Consider the following 19,684-nt stretch of genomic DNA (forward strand, 5'->3'; position numbering starts at 1 on the left):
TCTATGTATAAGTACCCATATAAAGTATCCTTTATAAGGTTCTTAAAACGGTCTTCAGAGATTGCTAAAAACCCAATCCCATTTCATAAAAGTTTGTTTCTAGAAAGTGATTCTAATTCATTTTCTATAAAGCCGTTTTTCGCTAAGCCAATTATTCTAACTAAAGATGCTATGATGGCTCGCGAAATTCTTCAGAAAAAACATAAGAGTTTCGAGAAGTCAAAACTACAAACGCATAAACTATCTAAGTATGTTGGTTATGGTTTATTAACATCAACAGGCTCTTATTGGTTACAGCAACGACGTTTGATTCAACCAGCTTTTCATAAGGAAAAAGTTAACAGTTTATTACAGATTATTTCAGAAACTATTCAAAAGGAAGTAGCTATCTTTAAAAGAGATGAATTTTTACCACTTTATCCCATAATGAACGCCTTGGCATTTGAAGTCATAGCAAAATCGTTGTTCAATTACTCGGCAAGTAAAGAAATTTTAGAACGATTACAATTTATTATAGAAAAGCTCCAGCGATTTATTGTAAAAGATATTCGTCAGCCACATAAAAGGTTATGGTATCATCTAAAAGGAGAAGTTAGAGAGAGTTTAAATTTGGTTAAAGAAAGTCGATCTATCATTAATGCAATTATTGAAGAGCGAAGAAAATCTAAAGATTTCCATGATGATTTATTAGATATGTTGTTGCATAGTGAGTATGAAGATGGCAGTAAAATGACCAATAATCAGTTGATTGACGAAATTTTAATTTTGTTTGTTGCAGGCCATGAAACTACAGCAAATGCGTTAACCTTTACCTTATTCTTATTGGCAAATCATCCAAAGGTTTTGTCTAAAGTAAAGCAAGAAGCCATAAATTTTGAAACGGAAAACGTATCGTTTCAATCCTTTTCAACATTACAATATACCAAGCAATGTATAGAAGAAAGTATGCGACTTTATCCACCAGCTTGGATTACGGATAGAGTAGCATTAGAAGACCAAGCCATTGGAGATTTTTATTTAAAAAAAGGAACAATGATAGGTGTGTCTATTTATGAAATGCATCGCAATACTGAATATTGGACACAGGCTGAAAGTTTTAATCCAGACCGTTTTTCAGAACTCAATAAAAAAGCAACATCACAATATTATATGCCATTTGGAGCAGGACCACGATTATGTATTGGTAATAATTTTGCTATGTATGAGATGATGTTGGTCCTACAAGCGATAGTTTTAAAGTATTCTATTGAAACGAATTCAGATTCAATTGATATTAATCCTTTAATTACATTGAAACCAGTTGGAGCTGAGTTGAAGTTTTCTAAATTGCAGTGTGATTAATTCTAAATCTAAACATACTAGGTTAATTAAACAAGAAGCAAAACGCCTCGGATTTTTGTCATGCGGTATTAGTAAGGCAGAATTTCTTGAAATCGAAGCACCACGTTTAGAGAATTGGCTTAACAAGAATATGCACGGTGAAATGCGCTATATGGAAAACCATTTCGATAAGCGATTAGACCCAACAAAATTGGTAGAAGGTTCTAAAAGTGTAGTGTCCTTATTGCTAAATTATTTTCCTAACCAAAAGCAAACAGCTAATAGCTATAAACTATCTAAATATGCTTACGGAACAGATTATCATTTTATTATAAAAGACAAGCTCAAATCTTTATTACATGTTATTCAAGATGAAATAGGAGAAGTAGGTGGTCGAGCTTTTGTAGATTCTGCTCCTGTTTTAGATAAAGCTTGGGCAGCAAAATCTGGACTAGGCTGGATTGGGAAGCATAGCAATTTGCTAACCCAACAAGCGGGTTCATTTTATTTTATTGCCGAACTCATTATTGATTTAGAGCTCGATTACGATACAATAACTACAGACCATTGCGGAACATGTACTGCGTGTATAGATGCATGCCCAACAGAAGCCATTACTGAGCCTTATGTTGTAGATGGCAGCAAGTGCATTTCTTACTTTACAATAGAATTAAAAGAAAACATTCCTACAGAATTTAAAGGGCAGTTTAACGATTGGATGTTTGGCTGTGATGTGTGTCAGGATGTTTGCCCTTGGAATCGTTTTAGTAAAGCGCATAATGAGCCTTTGTTTAATCCGCATCCAGAATTACTAGAAATGACTAAAAAAGATTGGGATGAGATAACTGAAGATACGTTTAGAAAAGTATTTAAAAAATCGGCTGTTAAGCGCACAAAGTTTTCAGGATTAACACGAAACATCAAATTTTTAAAAGATTAAGCATTTACATTAAAGGATTCTTATCTTTGTGAGTTCGAACAATTCATTGAGTATATGAGCAAGCAAAGTAAACGCAGAGAAGCTTTAGTATATCACGCCAAGCCAACTCCAGGAAAAATACAAGTTGTACCTACAAAAAAATATGCAACACAAAGAGATTTGTCATTAGCCTATTCGCCTGGTGTTGCAGAACCTTGTTTAGAAATTGAAAAAGATAAAGACAACGCTTATAAGTACACAGCCAAAGGTAACTTAGTAGCAGTTATATCAAACGGAACGGCAGTTTTAGGATTAGGTAATATTGGTCCAGAAGCTTCTAAACCTGTTATGGAAGGAAAAGGTTTACTGTTTAAAATCTTTGCAGATATTGATGTGTTTGATATTGAAGTTGGAACTGAAAATATAGAAGAATTTATTCAAACAGTTAAAAATATAGCACCAACTTTTGGAGGTATTAATCTTGAAGATATTAAAGCTCCTGAAGCTTTTGAAATAGAAAAACGTTTAAAAGAGGAGTTAGACATTCCTGTAATGCATGATGATCAGCATGGTACTGCAATCATTTCTGCGGCAGCATTATTAAATGCATTAGAGCTTTCAGAAAAAAAGATAGACGAAGTTAAAATAGTTGTAAGTGGTGCTGGAGCTGCTGCAATTTCTTGTACAAGATTATACCAAGCATTTGGAGCTAAACGTGAAAATATTGTCATGCTAGATAGTAAAGGTGTGATAAGAAATGATAGAGACAACTTAACATCGCAAAAAGCAGAGTTCGCTACAGATAGAAAAATAGATACACTTGATGAAGCAATGCAAGATGCAGATGTATTTATAGGGTTGTCAACATCAGATATTGTGTCTCCAAGCATGCTAAAATCCATGTCAAGTAATCCTATTGTATTTGCTATGGCTAATCCTGATCCGGAAATTAGATATCAATTAGCAGTTGACACTCGTGATGATATTATTATGGCAACAGGACGATCAGACCATCCTAATCAAGTTAATAATGTATTGGGATTTCCATTTATTTTTAGAGGCGCTTTAGATGTTCGAGCTACAAAAATTAATGAGGCTATGAAAATGGCTGCGGTTAAAGCCCTTGCTAATTTAGCGAAAGAACCTGTTCCGGAACAGGTGAATATTGCTTATGGAGAGACGCGCTTAACGTTTGGTAAAGACTATATTATCCCTAAACCTTTTGATCCGCGTTTAATTGCAGAGGTTCCACCAGCAGTAGCAAAAGCGGCTATGGATAGTGGTGTTGCAAAAGAACCTATTGAAGATTGGGAAAAATATAAAGATGAACTCTTACAGCGTTTAGGCTCAGATAATAAAATAGTTAGATTATTATTAAATAGAGCTAGATTAAACCCTAAGCGTGTAGTTTTTGCAGAAGCCGATCAATTAGATGTGCTTAAAGCTGCTCAAATTGTTTATGAAGAAGGCATCGCGATTCCTATTTTATTAGGAAGACGTGATAAAATTTTAAAGCTCATGGAAGAGATTGAGTTTGAAGGTAACCCTACAATTATCGATCCTAAATCTGATGAGCAAACAGATCAAAAAAACAAATACGCAAAAGTATATTGGAAACAGCGTAAGCGTAGAGGAGTAACATTGTTTTCTGCAGAAAAAATTATGCGTGAACGTAATTATTTTGCAGCAATGATGGTAAATGAAGGTGATGCAGATGCTATGATTTCTGGATACTCAAGAAGTTATCCTTCAGTTGTAAAGCCAATGCTAGAGCTTATAGGTTTGGCTCCAGGATCCACTAGAGTTGCAACAACCAATGTTATGATGACACAAAGAGGACCAATGTTTTTGAGCGATACATCAATAAACATTAACCCTTCTGCAAATGATCTAACAAGAATAGCTCAAATGACAGCTAAAGTTGTAAAAATGTTTGGCATGGAGCCAGTAATGGCAATGACATCATATTCAAACTTTGGGTCATCAAAAGATCAAACAGCAACTAAAGTTAGAGAAGCTGTAAATTATTTACACAAAAGACATCCAGATTTATTAGTTGATGGTGAATTACAAACAGATTTTGCTTTAAATAGTGAAATGCTTCAAGATATATTTCCGTTTTCTAAACTTGCTGGTAAAAAGGTAAATACGCTTATTTTCCCAAACCTAGAATCAGCCAATATTACGTATAAACTGCTTAAGGAATTAAATAAAGCAGATTCAATTGGACCAATAATGATGGGTATGCGTAAGCCAATTCATATTCTTCAATTAGATGCTAGTGTTGATGAAATTGTAAACATGACAGCTATTGCTGTAATTGATGCACAACAAAAAGAGAAAAAAGAACAACAATTAAAGGCAGCATTAGAGAAGTAATCACCTTTGAAATGCAAATAATTTTATTACATTTGGTTCTTTAAGCTAAGCATTTAAATGATTACGCACATTCAGGGAAAATTAGTTGAAAAAAATCTAACAGACGTTGTACTAGACTGCAATGGCGTTGGGTATCTTCTTAATATATCTTTACATACTTATTCTCAAATTCCAGATCAAGAACATTTAAAATTACACACGCATCTTCAAGTTAAAGAAGACTCACATACATTGTTTGGATTTTCTTCTTTAGCAGAACGTGAAATTTTTAGGCTATTAATATCTGTAAGTGGTATTGGTTCTAGTACAGCAAGAACGATGCTGTCATCATTAACGCCACAACAAGTTAAAGAAGGAATTGCACATGAAGATGTAGCTTTAATTCAATCCATAAAAGGGATTGGTGCTAAAACAGCTCAACGAGTTATTTTGGATTTGAAAGATAAAATTTTGAAAGTTTACGATATTGACGAACTTTCTACCAATAAAAACAATACTAATAAAGATGAAGCGTTATCTGCTTTAGAGGTTTTAGGATTTGCTAAAAAGCAATCTGAACGCGTTATAGATAAAATAATATCTAATCAACCAGAAGCTAATGTAGAGACAATTATAAAAGAAGCTTTAAAAAATTTATAAAAGATTTGATTACAACTAACTATACTTTATCAAAATCATTATTACGCTTTCTCTTATTCGGTATATTTATATTGATAAGCAGTTTTGCGTTTTCGCAACAACCAACTACATCACAAGATTCTACTAAAACGGGATACGCATTAGGAAATTTAAATATGCCTAACCCACAAAGTATAGTATCTAAATACACATATGACCCTGTAACAGATCGTTATATTTATACAGAATCGGTTGGTAAGTTTAATATTAATTACCCAATAATTTTAACACCTGCCGAATATCAAAAATTAGTACAAGAAGAAAATTTAAGACTGTATTATAAAAAGAAAATTGATGCTGCAGATGGAAAAAAAGAAGGGTCTGAAGACGAACAAAGAAACCTGCTCCCTGAGTTTTACATAAACTCAAGTTTTTTTGAAACACTTTTTGGAGGTAATACAATAGAGGTCATCCCTCAAGGTTCAGTAGAAATGGATTTAGGTGTTTTATTTACAAAACAAGATAATCCTACATTTTCACCTAGAAACAGAAGTAATTTTACATTTGATTTTGATCAGCGTATAAGTTTAAGTTTATTAGGTAAGGTTGGTACACGTTTGCAAGTAACAGCAAATTATGATACAGAATCTACTTTCGACTTTCAGAATTTAGTAAAATTAGAATACACGCCAACCGAGGATGATATTGTAAGAAAGATAGAAGTTGGTAATGTAAGTATGCCGCTTAATAGTTCTTTAATTACTGGAGCCCAAAGTTTATTTGGTGTAAAAACAGAATTGCAATTTGGTAAAACTAGAGTTACTGCAATATTTTCTGAACAGAAATCACAATCGCAATCTGTAGTTGCGCAAGGTGGCGGAACCTTAGATGAGTTTGAGTTTTTTGGGAGAGATTATGATGAAAACAGACACTTTTTCTTAGCACAATATTTTAGAAGTGGTTATGATGAAGCCATGCAGAGGTATCCTTTTATTAATAATAACATTCAAATTACAAGAATAGAAGTTTGGGTAACAAATAGAACAAACCAAACAGATAACGTTAGAAATATAGCAGCATTTCAAGATTTAGGAGAATCTGATATTATTGGAGCAGTTGGAGATTTAAATGTTTTTAGCCCTGGCGCTTTCCCAGATAACTCTAATAACGGATTAGACCCTACTAATATAGGTGGTGCAGGATCACAATTAACCGAGCAAGTTAGAGATATTACATTTGTTGAACAAAGTATTTTATTTCCAGCAAATGAAGGTTTCGATTTCGGTAAATTAGAGAATGCAAGAAAATTAATTCAAAACTCCGATTACCAATTAAATACACAATTAGGTTATATTTCGTTAAATCAACGTTTACTTAATGACGAAGTTTTAGCAGTAGCATATCAATATACAGTTGGAGGGCAAGTGTTCCAAGTAGGTGAATTTGCAAATGACGGTGTTGATGCTACAGATGTAAGTGTAGATGGCGGAACTGGAAATCAAGTGGTTAATAATAACAACTTGGTTTTAAAAATGTTAAAGAGTGCCATTACAAATGTTGAAGAACCTATTTGGGATTTAATGATGAAAAACGTGTATGATACTGGTGCTTTTCAGTTAAGTCAAGAAGATTTTAAATTAAATATTTTTTATACAGAAGCTTCACCTCTTAATTATATTTCACCAGTCGAAGTTAGTGGTGTTGAAGTGCCTTTTCCACCATTTGATAATAACACGCCATTTAATCCTAATGATGACCAAGAAATTATTGACACACCATTACTGCGTCTATTTCATTTAGATCGTTTAAACTATAATAACGATCCACAAACTAATGGAGATGGTTTTTTCGATTTTGTCCCTGGTCAAACAGTCTTATTGCAAAACGGAAAAATTATATTTACTAAAGTCGAACCTTTTGGGCGTTATTTATTTGACGTGTTAGATACTGATGGTGATGCTAATAACGCCACTGATTATGAAAATGATGTGTTTAACCCAAATCAAGAAAAATATGTTTATGATATTCTTTATAAACAAACAAAAACAGCAGCTTTAGATGAAGCTGAAAAAAATAAATTCCAAATTAAAGGACGTTATAAATCCTCAGGAGGCGATGGTATTCCATTAGGAGCATTTAATGTGCCTAGAGGATCTGTAGTTGTAACTGCCGGTGGACGCACTTTAGTTGAAGGTGTAGATTATACAGTAAATTACCAAATAGGACGTGTTAAAATATTAGACCCAGCATTAGAAGCTTCAAATACCCCAATAAATGTTTCAGTAGAAAATAATGCAGTATTTGGGCAGCAAACAAGGCGTTTTACAGGTGTAAATATAGAACACCAATTCAATGAGAATTTCGTGCTTGGAGCAACACTTTTAAACCTTAATGAACGACCAATTACACAAAAAGCAAATTACAATACAGAGCCTATTAATAATACCATTTTTGGGTTTAACGGAAACTATTCAACAGAGGTGCCGTTTTTTACACGTTTAGTTAATAAGCTTCCAAATGTAGATACAGATGTACCATCAAATTTATCTGTTAGAGGAGAATTTGCCTATTTGGCTCCAGGCGCTCCAAAAGGAACAGATTTTAATAATGAAGCAACAGCTTATGTAGATGATTTTGAAGGAACGCAAGGTGCAATAGACTTATTATCACCACAATCGTGGTTTTTATCAAGTAGACCTAGAACAGTTAATGATGTTACTGAAAATAATCCTATAAATGATCCTGGTATACAAAATGGTTATGGTAGAGCACTTTTAAACTGGTATGTTGTAGATCCTATCTTCTATAGTAATCAAAGACCTAGTGGAATTACAGATGATGATGTGTCAGACTTATATACAAGACGTGTTTTTATTGATGAAGTATTTCCAGATTTAGATATTGTACAAGGTCAATCATCAGTAATTAATACTCTAGATTTAGCTTATTATCCAGAAGAAAGAGGACCTTATAACTTTGAACCTGGTGCAGAAGATGGTGTTTTAGATACACCTACAGATAGTTGGGCAGGAATTACAAGACAAATCACATCAACAGATTTTGAACAAGCAAATGTAGAGTATATTGAGTTTTGGCTTCAAGATCCGTTTTTAAATAATGATGCAAGTCCAACACCTAATCAAGGAGGAAAGCTGTATGTTAATTTAGGAAATATCTCTGAAGATATTTTAAAAGATGGAAAAAAACAGTATGAAAATGGATTGCCAGATGATGGCGATGTAAGTGGTTTGATACCAACACAATACAATACCGTGGTGCCTCAAAACCAATCACTAATTTACACCTTTTCAACAGGCGGAGACCAGCGCGCAAATCAAGATGTTGGTTATGATGGTTATGATGATGCAGAGGAAGCTCTTATTGCTCCAAATGCAAATTTATTTGGACCCGATCCAGCAAATGATAACTATACCTATTACTTAAATACAGAAGGTAACATTTTTGAGCGTTATAAAAAATATAATGGTGTCGATGGTAACTCACCAGATGTGTTTTCAGATACTAATAGAGGATCAACAACACAGCCTGATGTTGAAGATATTAATAGAGATAATACCATGAATACTATTGATAGTTATTTTCAATATGAAATTGATATTACACCTACTAGTTTAGCAAATCTTAATAATCCTCAAATTAATGATAGAAAACCAAGAACTGTTACATTACCAAATGGAGATTCTCGCGATGTTATGTGGTATCAGTTTAGAATTCCTATAGACAGTCCAGATCGAGAGGCAATTGGTGGCATAACAGATATTAGATCTGTGCGTTTTGCTAGGCTATATTTAAACGATTTTGCACAAAATACAGTATTACGTTTTGCTACTTTAGATTTAGTAAGAAGTGATTGGAGACGTTATAAATTAGCTTTAGATGGAGAGCCTAATAATGATGGAGATAATACAGACTTAACGGTTGGTGTTATAGGTACACAAACCAACGAAGGTTATATAATACCTCCAGGAGTAGAGTTAGAGCAGCTTAATAATAATAACAATATAATTAGACAAAATGAGCAATCACTTGTTGTTGAGGTTTGTGAGTTAGAACCAAAAGATTCAAGAGGTGTGTTTAAGAATATAAGTGTAGACATGCGACAATACAAAAAGTTGCGTATGTTTATTCATGCTGAAGACGGTGAAGTAGGAAGTTTGTCTGATGGAGAATTAATTGGTTTTATTAGAATGGGTAATGATTTCACCCAAAATTTCTATCAAATAGAAGTGCCTTTACAAGTCTCTACAAGTAGTGGTTCTGCAGAAGCCGTTTGGCCTGAAGCTAATGAAATAAATTTAGAGCTTAATGTACTTGAACAAATAAAGTCATTGGGAATTAATAACGGAACTTTAGCAAATGAAGATCCATCATTTTACGATGTTATAGATGGAGTGTTAAATCCAACAGTTTTAACAGACCCTAATTCTGGTTATGACCAAGCTGGATTACAACGTGTATCTATAAAAGGAAACCCAAACTTTGGAGATGTTAGAGTATTAATGATCGGACTTAAAAACCCAGGAGTTTCAGGGACTAATGCCTGTGGAGAAGTGTGGTTTAATGAATTGCGTTTAGCCGACCTTGATAACGAAGGTGGTTGGGCAGCACTTGCTAGCGTAGATGCTAATTTTGCAGATTTTGCTAATATAAGCGCTACAGGTAGAAGAAGTACTATTGGTTTTGGATCAGTAGAACAACGACCAAATGAGCGTAGTAGGGAAGATGTTAAACAATACGATGTAAATACCAACATAAATTTAGGACAATTATTACCAAAAAAATGGGGCGTTCAAATTCCGTTTAATTACTCACAAGGTGAAGAAATTATTACGCCAGAATACGATGAATTTTATAGAGACATTAAATTAGAAACACAGTTAGATAATACAACTAATAAGGATTCGATTTTAAATGTAAATGAGAACTATACCAAACGTAAGAGTATCAACTTTATAGGCGTAAAAAAAACACGTACAGGAGATGCTAAACCACGTTTTTATGATGTAGAAAACCTAACGTTTAATTATTCGTATAACAAAGTAGAGCATAGAGATTTTGAAATTGAAAATTCATTAGATCAAAATGTTAGAGCAGGCGCCAATTATGCTTATAGCTTTGAGCCAAAGGTTATTGAACCTTTTAAGAAAAACGACTCTTTGTTTACAGGTAAGTATTGGAAAATTTTAAAAGACTTTAATTTTAATCCAATACCAACTAGCTTTTCTGTAAATGCAGATATACTAAGACAATTTAACAAACAAAAATTTAGAGAAGTTGATTTAACAGGTAATAATATTGGTCTAGAAGAATTATTTAGAAGAAATTATAATTTCAATATGCAATATGCAATTAACTATAATTTCACAAACTCATTAAGTTTAAACTTTACTGCTAGTAATAGTAATATTGTAAGAAACTATTTTATTGATGACCAGTTAAACGGATTACAAGATCCAAATCTAGACGTTTGGGATGGCTTTTTTGATGTTGGAGACCCCAATATTCAAAATCAACAATTGCAATTAAACTATGAAATTCCGTTACATAAAATACCAACCTTTAGTTTTTTAAAGGCAACATATTCTTATACAGGAGATTTTCAGTGGCAAAAAGGATCAGATTTATTAAGTAATCTTCCTATTACTGATGATGCAGGAGTTACTACAAATTATAATTTAGGGAATTCAGTTCAAAATGCAAATTCTCATAATATAAATTCAACGCTTAATATGTCAAGCCTATACAAGTATATAGGTCTTGTAAAAAAATCGAAGCGTAAGAGCTCTAGAGTTTCTAATAAAAAGGCAGTACCACAAGCATTAGACAAAAAGGGGAATCCAATTAATCAGAGTTTAAATGCAAATAAGACACAATCTAAAAGTAAAGCAGGAGTTGGAACCAAAATATTAAATGGAGCTATAGATGTATTAACAAGTGTAAAACGTATTCAAATCAATTATAATGAAACTAATGGAACATTTTTACCTGGTTATTTAAGATCACCAGGATTTATAGGAACTTTAAAACCAACATTTGGGTTTACATTTGGTAGCCAAAGAGATATTAGAGATGAAGTTGCTAGAAGAGGTTGGTTAACAGTTTACCCTGATTTTAACCAACAGTATACAGAAGTTACAAATCGTTTACTAGATGTATCAGCTAATATAGAATTGATTAAAGATTTAAAAATTGACTTAACAGGAAGTCGAACATATTCTGAAAGTATAGCAGAAAATTTTAATACTACAGATACTGATGGTGATGGTTTAAGCGATACATATAATAGCCTAATTACAAATTCATTTGGTAATTTTGATATTACAACCTCACTTATAAAAACAGCGTTTAGCAAAAGTGATGAAACACAGTCTGCAGCTTTTGACGATTTTAGAGCTAACCGTTTAGTTGTTGCAAATAGATTAGCAACAGAAAGAGGAATTAATATTAATGACCCGAGTAATTTGGATGCAGAAGGTTACCCAATAGGGTTTGGTAAAAATAATCAAGCTGTATTATTACCAGCGTTTTTAGCAGCGTATAAAGGTACAAATCCAGATAAAATAAGCTTAAATGCTTTTAGAGATATTCCAATTCCTAACTGGCAACTTAAGTATACAGGGTTTATGAAAATGAAATGGTTTAAAAAACGTTTTAAACGTTTTTCAATCACACACGGTTACAGATCTAAGTACACAATTAACCAGTTTAGATCAAATCTAGATTATGACCCAGATACTCCAGATGCTTTAGATCAAGGAGGTAATTTTAAAAACGCAACATTATTTAGTAACATAAATTTAGAAGAACAATTTAGTCCATTGTTTAGAATAGATTTTGAAATGAAAAATTCAATTAAGATTCTAGCCGAAATGAAGAAGGACAGAATTCTATCACTGAGTTTTGACAATAATTTACTAACAGAGATTCAAGGAAAAGAATACACTTTAGGTTTAGGATATAGAATTAAGGATGTTAGAATTAGGTCTAAAATTGCTGGGCCAAAACAAGTTGTTAAGAGTGACTTAAATATGAAGGCTGATATTTCAGTTAGAGACAATAAAACAATTATTAGGTATTTAGATTTAGAAAATAATCAAATTACTCAAGGGCAAACTATTTGGGGGCTTAAATATTCTGCAGATTATGCGTTTAGTAAAAATTTAACCGCTATTTTCTATTTTGATTATACGTTCTCTGAGTATGCTATATCAACAGCATTTCCACAAACAACAATACGATCAGGATTTACTTTAAGATATAATTTCGGAAACTAAATCGTAGCTAAAAACGTTTAAAAAATTATATTTGTAACTCTAATAGACTAACAATAATTTATAAAATGAATATACCTTCAGATTTAAAATACACAAAAGACCACGAATGGGTTAAAGTAGATGGAGACGTCATTACTATCGGAATTACAGATTTTGCACAAGGAGAACTTGGTGATATAGTTTATGTTGAAGTTGAAACAGTTGATGAGACTTTAGATGCAGAAGAAATCTTTGGAACAGTAGAAGCTGTAAAGACAGTTTCAGATTTATTTTTACCTGTTTCAGGAGAAGTTATTGAGTTTAACGAAACTCTAGAAGACGAACCAGAAAGAGTAAACACAGATCCTTATGGAGACGGTTGGATGATCAAGGTTAAGTGTTCAGATGTTTCACAGTTAGACGATTTAATGTCTGCCGACGATTATAAAAACTTAGTTGGTGCTTAAGCGGTTTGCTTTACCGTTAGTTGTTTTATACACGCTTTTATTAACTATTGCAAGTCTTGTTAATATTGGAGGAGTTCCAGATTTAGGCTCATCTTTTGATGATAAAATTTATCATTTCTTAGCATATGCAGTATTTACTTTAATTTATTTTAATTATTTAAAATTAACTAGTTTAAACACCAAAGCTTTGTTGCTTTCTGTTGTTATTGCCATTAGTTACGGTGTTTTTATAGAAATACTACAACAATTACTAACCAAAACAAGAATTTTAGATGTATATGATATGCTTGCCAATTTTTTTGGCGTTGTTTTTGCAATGCTATTAGTAAGATTTAGAAAAAATCTAAAGTTAAAATAAAATATAGCTTGCTTTTTTAACAATTTATTGGTTAATTTAGCATTCTTAAAACCTTTTATAGCTCATGGAACCAAAAAAGAATACCAAAGCTGATGTAAGCAGAAATAGTTCGATATATTTTGCTGTTGGTTTAGCATTAATGTTATTGCTAACCAACTTAGCAATAAACTACAAAACCTATGAAAAATCTGATATTGATATAGGGCAATTGAACTTAGAAGAAGAGTTAGAAGAAGAAATCCCTATTACACAACAAGAGATATTGCCACCACCACCACCGCCACCACCAGCAGCTCCAGAAGAAATTGAGATTGTTGAAGATGAAGAAGAGGTTGAGGAAACTGTAATTGAATCTACAGAGACAGATCAAGAAGAAGAAATTGTTGAGGTAGAAGAAATTGAAGTTGAAGAGGTAGAAGAAGATATAGAGGTGCCGTTTGCAGTTATTGAAAATGTACCAGTTTTTCCTGGTTGTGAAAACAAAAAAGGAAACAATGCTAAAAAGCAATGTATGTCTGATAAGATTTCAAAATTTGTAAACAGAAAGTTTAATACAGATTTAGCTGGAGATTTAGGTTTAGAAGGTAGACAACGTATTAATGTAATATTTAAGATTGATAAAAATGGTAATATTACAAATGTAAGAGCTAGAGCACCACATCCAGGTTTAGAAAAAGAAGCTAAACGTGTAATTGGATTATTACCAAAAATGAAACCAGGTAAACAAAGAGGTAAAGCAGTAACTGTACCTTATTCGTTACCAATTTTATTCCAAGTGCAAGATTAAAAATACAACTTAGTATATATTTAAAATCCCGTCTAAAATTAATTAGACGGGATTTTTGCTTTTGGTATGCTTATTGCAATTTTATCATAATATTAACATTTTAATCATGTATTATGAAAAATTTAAAAAAAACAAACAGTAATGCTGGTCAGAGCAATGCTGATGTGCAAAAGCCTCAAAAGCACGATGTAAATTTACAAAAAAACTCTACGCTCTATTTTCAAGTTGGGCTCATTCTTTGCTTGCTTGCTACCTACGGACTTTTTGAAATGAATTTTGAAAGCAAGAACTACAACATTGCTCAGGTTGTGCCTGATGATGAATTAACCGAAATCAATATTGAAAACTTCAAAGTGTATGTTGAAGAAGTTAAAAAAGTAGACCCAATCCAACCAGTTCAAAAATTAGGAGATAAAGATCCAATTGTAAAGGATGATAATTTTGTAGAAACCATTAAGAAAACAGTAATATCAACAACTCAGAAAACAGATAATATTATTGATGCCTCAAAATTTACTGAAGTCGCTAAGCCAGTAGATCCATTGCCTGAAATTTTTGATATGAGAAATGTAGAGGTTGTTCCTGTTTACCCTGGTTGTGAAAAAGAAAAAACTAATAAAGGGCGTGTAAAATGTATGTCTACAAAGCTTTCAAAATTGGTGCAAAGAAAATTTAATACAGACATAGCATCAGATTTAGGTTTATCTGGTAAGCAAAAAATTGATGTTCAGTTTAAAATTGACAATACAGGTAAGATAACCGAAATTAAAACGAGAGCACCATATACTCAATTAGAAAAAGAAGCCCAGCGTATTGCTAAAAAAATTCCAGCAATGACTCCAGGGATGCAAAGAAAAAAACCAGTCTCAGTTATTTATAACTTACCAATTATATTTAAAGTAGATTAAGTATAAAATAGTTACTCTTAAAGTTTAATAGAGAATCAATTCGTTATTCTGAACTTGCTTCAGAATCTCATCAGTAAAAAACCGTTGTCATATTTGATAACGGTTTTCTGTTATCAAGCCAAAGTGAGAAACCTTAAGATTTAATTCTATAGATTTTCAATTACGATAAGCTTTTTATAGGATTTTGTCATTCCGTGGTGTCCCACTGAGCGCAGTCGAAGTGTGATGCGGAATCCATTTTATTATATTTAGATTTCTGCAAAAGCAGGAATGACAAGTAAACGTTATATTTTACTTACTTAAAAATTATAAATTAATAGCCACTTATCCTGTTTTTTGAGATTTGTATTTAACTTTTAATTATTAGTTTGCATAGTAAAAAGACTATGCAAACTAATAATTAAAAACACCTAAAAAAAAATAGTATCTTTCCAAAATAAAATGACTTAGATTACTTTATGAAGCATATTCTTTTATTAGCTTATATATTATTTACTAGTTTGTTATGGTCTCAAAATACAGAGACTTATGAGAGATCACCAGTTTTTCCTGAATGCGAGTCTCAACCAATAGAAAATTTGAAGACTTGTTTTAATAATAAACTAAACCAATACATTTATAACAACTTTAAAGTGCCTCAAAAAGTTACAGATGAAAGTTATAAAGGTGATGTTCAAATACTTTTTGAAGTTGATAATGAAGGCAAAATTAATGTGTTATATGTAGATGCCGTTTATGAAGAACTAAAAGATGAGGTTAAGCGTGTGTTTTCAGAATTGCCAAAAGTTACTCCAGGAACATACAATGGCAGACCAATATATTTTCAGTATTCGTTAGGTATTAAAATCCCTTTAGTTGATCCAGCTGAAATAAAAGATGAAACAGAAGTTAAATCAAATTTAACATCAAAAAAAGTAATAGATTTAAACGAAGTTGTTTCTAATGAGTTTGATAGTATTAATGCAAATACCGTTAAGTATCAAAAATTAGAATATAAAAGCCAATTAAACATTCCGTTTACACATGGTTATTATGCACGATTTGATTCGCAAATGAATGGTTTAGGAACTAATAGTCATACTGCAGCAAAACCGTACATGTATGATGAGGTTTCTAAGTATTACGATTTTAATGCAGAAAAGGAAGCTTTAGTAAAAGGCACAGATAGTTGGTGGAGTAGAAAGCTTTGGAATGAACATCTTGTAGAGATTCAAGGTAAAGACTATTGGTTTACTATAGACCCAATTTTAGATTTGCAAGTTGGAAAAGATACCGAAGCCGATTTTGGATCTACATTTAACAATACAAGAGGTTTGTATGTGCAAGGAGGTTTAGGGAAAAAGTTTAATTTCTCAGCTTCAGTTTACGAAAGTCAAGGACGTTTTGCACAATATTTTAATCAATATGCAGAAAGCTTAAAAGCATTTGGTCCAGATCCAGCAATTATTCCTGGTCGCGGTATTGCAAAGCGATTTAAAGATGATGCCTATGATTATCCAGTTGCAGAAGCTTATTTGTCTTATACGCCAGCAAAGTTTATTAATGTTCAGTTTGGTCATGGTAAAAACTTTATTGGTGATGGTTATCGTTCATTATTACAAAGTGATGTAGCAAGTCCTTATCCATTTTTAAAATTGAATACTAAGTTCTGGAAAATTAAATATACCAATACTTGGATGTGGCTAAAAGATGTAAGGCCAGAAGCTACAGTTGACAAAGCTTTTTTAACCAAGTATATGGCAAATCATTATTTGAGTTGGAATGTTTCAAAACGATTAAATGTAGGTTTGTTTGAATCTGTGATTTGGACAAATACAAACGATAGAGGATTTGATATTAACTACTTAAATCCAATCATTTTCTTTAGAGCCATAGAGTTTGAAACTGGTCAAGGTGCAGGAAATGCAATTGTAGGTGCATCAGCAAAATACAAATGGAATAATAAAGTGAATTTGTACGGACAATTTGTTTTAGATGAATTTTCTATAGGAGATATTAAAGCAGGAAATAAAAGCTGGAAAAATAAGTTTGGCTACCAATTAGGGGTTAAATATTTTAATGCTTTTAAAGTTGATAATTTATTGCTGCAATTTGAATATAATCATGTACGACCTTATACATATTCACATAATACAATTGTGTTAAACTATGCGCATAATAACCAATCTATGGCCCATCTTTGGGGTTCAAACTTTAAAGAAGCCATATTAATAGGTCGCTATAATTACAAGCGTTGGTTTGGTGATGCTAAGTTTGTTGTTGGTCAACGTGGTTTTGATTTTAACACACCAGAAGATAGTTTTAATTATGGAGGTGATATTTTTAGAACCGAAGTAGATCGTGTAGGTGATACTAATATAACCGTTGGACAAGGGAATACAACTAATGTATTTCACGCAGAGTTACAAGCAGGTTATATTATTAATCCTGTGAGTAATTTAAAAGTATTCACGAATATAAGTTATAGAAACTTTAATCCTGATGCTACTACTGCTTCAACAGTAAAAAGTAATACCACGTGGTTTAATATAGGAGTTAGAACCGATTTATTTAATTGGTATAATGATTTTTAATAGTCTTATTTTAGGCTTCTATAAAATGTACGTCTAATCTTTTCTGAAGTTATAAAATTCCAGCTATAGCCTAAATCATCATAAGTTTTGGTGAGAGACGCGTCATTAGCAACTTGATCTTCAGTTTTTCCTTTTTCGATTTCAGCTATAATAATAGCTTTTAAATCTTCAAGCATTTTTAAATAATTTTGATACTCTACTTTGTTTGAAATAGCAAAATGGCCAGGAATAATTTTGGTATCATCATTGATAACACTTAATCCTTTTTTCACAGCATTAATGTAGCCGTTAACACTTCCACCAGATTTTAAATCTATATATGGATAATGCCCTTGAAAGAAAGTATCTCCAGTATGTAACACATTACTTTTTGTAAAGTATAGTAGAGCATCTCCATCTGTATGAGCATGTTCGGTATGAAATACAGCAACTTTTTCACCATTGATGTGCAAACTCAATTCATCATTAAATGTAATTATTGGGAGCGCTTCTTTAGTATTCATTGTGTTATCACGTTTAGGTGTAGTTTCTAAACGTTGCCTAACATTATCATGAGCAATAATAGTGGCACCTAAGTTATGCATGTTTTCATTTCCGCCAGTATGATCACCGTGATAATGTGTATTAACCAAAAACTTAATTTGTTTATCACTTAATGTTTTAATGGCTGCTTCAATTTTTTTAGTTAAAGGTGCAAATTGGTCATCAATTACAAAAACACCATCATCTCCAACAGAGACGCCAATATTTCCGCCAGCTCCAGTAAGCATATACACATGGTCTGATAGCTTAGTAGCTTTAATAGTAACGTCATCAAAACCTTGAGCGCAAGCTAGTGTTCCAATTGATAATACAGATATAAATAATAGGTGTTTTAGTGTTTTCATTTATCAAGTTGTTTTTTATAATACCAATTAAATTTTAAGATGTTGGATAAATAAATTGAATTATTTTTTGATTAGCTGAGTTTTAAAATTTTAGCATAGCCATAGCTACGGTTCTATTTTTAAATAAAAAATAAGCGAAAAAGAAACGATTTATATGCAATATCTTAATGTTTTATTGGTATAAGGTCTGTTAAAGATACTAAAACTTACAAGGCTATTAATTAATCATAAATTGAATTGCTCATGAGTAATTTTCAAAGTATCTTTGCAACCGCAATAACTAGCGAGAAATAATCTAAGTATTGAGTACTAAAAAACCTTCTGTTTCTAAACCTTCTATCATAACTGATTTTAAAGAAATCACTAAGATGAGACTTTCATTAAGTGTGGTGTTCTCTTCTATTGCCGGTTATTTGTTAGGCGCCATTGAAATAGATTTTTACACATTGGTTTTATTAGGCTTTGGAGGCTATTTTATGGTTGGAGCTTCTAATGCATTTAATCAAATTATTGAGAAAGATTTAGATGCGTTAATGGATCGCACTAAAAATAGACCAATACCAGCAGGACGTATGTCTGTGCGTACGGCATTTATTATAGCAACCATTTTCACGATTCTTGGTGTTGCGGTGTTGTACGTTATTAATCCAAGAACTGCAATGTATGGCGCAATATCTATATTTTTATATACTTGTGTTTATACACCTTTAAAAACAAAAACACCTTTAGCTGTTTTTGTAGGTGCAATTCCTGGAGCTATTCCGTTTATGTTAGGCTGGGTTGCTGCACGAAATGATTTTGGTATAGAACCAGGAACCTTATTTGCATTACAGTTTTTTTGGCAATTCCCACATTTTTGGGCGATAGGCTGGTTTTTGTTTGATGATTATAAAAAAGGTGGGTTTTTTATGTTACCTACAGGGAAAAGAGATAAAGGAACAGCAGTACAAACGATTATGTATACAATTTGGACAATATTAGTCTCTATTATTCCTGTGTTTGGCGTAACTGGAGATTTATCTTTATCAATTGTAGGAGCAGTTATTGTATTTCTATTAGGATTAGTGATGTTGTATTATGCATTGCAATTATTTAAAAAACGTACAGCTAAAGCTGCAAAGCAATTAATGCTGTCAAGTGTATCATATATCACCTTATTACAAATTGTATACGTTATAGATAAGTTTATTTAAT

At 32.2% G+C, this 19,684-nt stretch carries 12 protein-coding genes; 11 read left to right on the forward strand and 1 reads right to left on the reverse strand.

Annotated elements, in window-relative coordinates:
- Positions 1-3: 3 nt before the first annotated feature.
- The 10 genes from BXY80_RS05860 (at position 4) to BXY80_RS05905 (ending at position 17,603) form a co-directional block, all read left to right on the forward strand.
- On the forward strand, positions 4-1,341 hold the full coding sequence (locus BXY80_RS05860) for a cytochrome P450 (protein ID WP_120200365.1): 1,338 nt from the start codon (positions 4-6) through the stop codon (positions 1,339-1,341).
- Entirely contained in the window at positions 1,334-2,260 is a 927-nt protein-coding gene (gene queG, locus BXY80_RS05865; protein WP_120200280.1) for a tRNA epoxyqueuosine(34) reductase QueG, read from the forward strand. The genes BXY80_RS05860 and queG overlap by 8 nt, the downstream gene beginning before the upstream one ends.
- 54 nt (positions 2,261-2,314) lie before the next feature.
- A complete protein-coding gene (locus tag BXY80_RS05870) occupies positions 2,315-4,618 on the forward strand; it encodes an NADP-dependent malic enzyme (protein WP_120200281.1) in 2,304 nt (767 codons plus the stop codon).
- A 57-nt stretch (positions 4,619-4,675) separates the two neighbouring features.
- Positions 4,676-5,257, forward strand: a complete 582-nt coding sequence (ruvA, locus tag BXY80_RS05875) for a Holliday junction branch migration protein RuvA (protein ID WP_120200282.1) — start codon at positions 4,676-4,678, stop codon at positions 5,255-5,257.
- Positions 5,258-5,262: 5 nt separating this feature from the next.
- On the forward strand, positions 5,263-12,531 hold the full coding sequence (gene sov / locus BXY80_RS05880; RefSeq protein WP_394340458.1) for a T9SS outer membrane translocon Sov/SprA: 7,269 nt from the start codon (positions 5,263-5,265) through the stop codon (positions 12,529-12,531).
- Between the two features lie 65 nt (positions 12,532-12,596).
- Entirely contained in the window at positions 12,597-12,977 is a 381-nt protein-coding gene (gene gcvH / locus BXY80_RS05885) for a glycine cleavage system protein GcvH (protein ID WP_120200283.1), read from the forward strand.
- Positions 12,970-13,335, forward strand: coding sequence for a VanZ family protein (locus BXY80_RS05890; RefSeq protein WP_162843273.1), 366 nt, complete (start codon positions 12,970-12,972; stop codon positions 13,333-13,335). Before gcvH ends, BXY80_RS05890 begins: the two co-directional genes overlap by 8 nt.
- Positions 13,336-13,399: 64 nt before the next feature.
- Positions 13,400-14,122, forward strand: a complete 723-nt coding sequence (locus tag BXY80_RS05895) for an energy transducer TonB (RefSeq protein WP_120200285.1) — start codon at positions 13,400-13,402, stop codon at positions 14,120-14,122.
- A gap of 113 nt (positions 14,123-14,235) precedes the next feature.
- On the forward strand, positions 14,236-15,030 hold the full coding sequence (locus BXY80_RS05900; RefSeq protein WP_120200286.1) for an energy transducer TonB: 795 nt from the start codon (positions 14,236-14,238) through the stop codon (positions 15,028-15,030).
- A gap of 458 nt (positions 15,031-15,488) precedes the next feature.
- Positions 15,489-17,603: a gliding motility protein RemB gene (locus tag BXY80_RS05905; protein ID WP_120200287.1), complete on the forward strand. Its 2,115-nt coding sequence runs from the start codon at positions 15,489-15,491 to the stop codon at positions 17,601-17,603.
- Between the two features lie 5 nt (positions 17,604-17,608).
- On the opposite strand, the gene BXY80_RS05910 is transcribed toward BXY80_RS05905, so the two are convergent.
- Positions 17,609-18,490 (reverse strand): MBL fold metallo-hydrolase, encoded by an 882-nt coding sequence (locus tag BXY80_RS05910; protein ID WP_120200288.1) that lies wholly within the window; start codon positions 18,488-18,490, stop codon positions 17,609-17,611.
- Positions 18,491-18,792: 302 nt separating this feature from the next.
- On the opposite strand from BXY80_RS05910, the gene cyoE reads away from it, so the two are divergent.
- Positions 18,793-19,683 carry a heme o synthase gene (cyoE, locus tag BXY80_RS05915; protein WP_120200289.1) on the forward strand — a complete coding sequence of 297 codons (891 nt, stop codon included), beginning with the start codon at positions 18,793-18,795 and terminating at the stop codon, positions 19,681-19,683.
- Position 19,684 lies beyond the last annotated feature (1 nt).

It is taken from the genome of Ichthyenterobacterium magnum (genome assembly GCF_003610635.1).
Taxonomy (GTDB): domain Bacteria; phylum Bacteroidota; class Bacteroidia; order Flavobacteriales; family Flavobacteriaceae; genus Ichthyenterobacterium; species Ichthyenterobacterium magnum.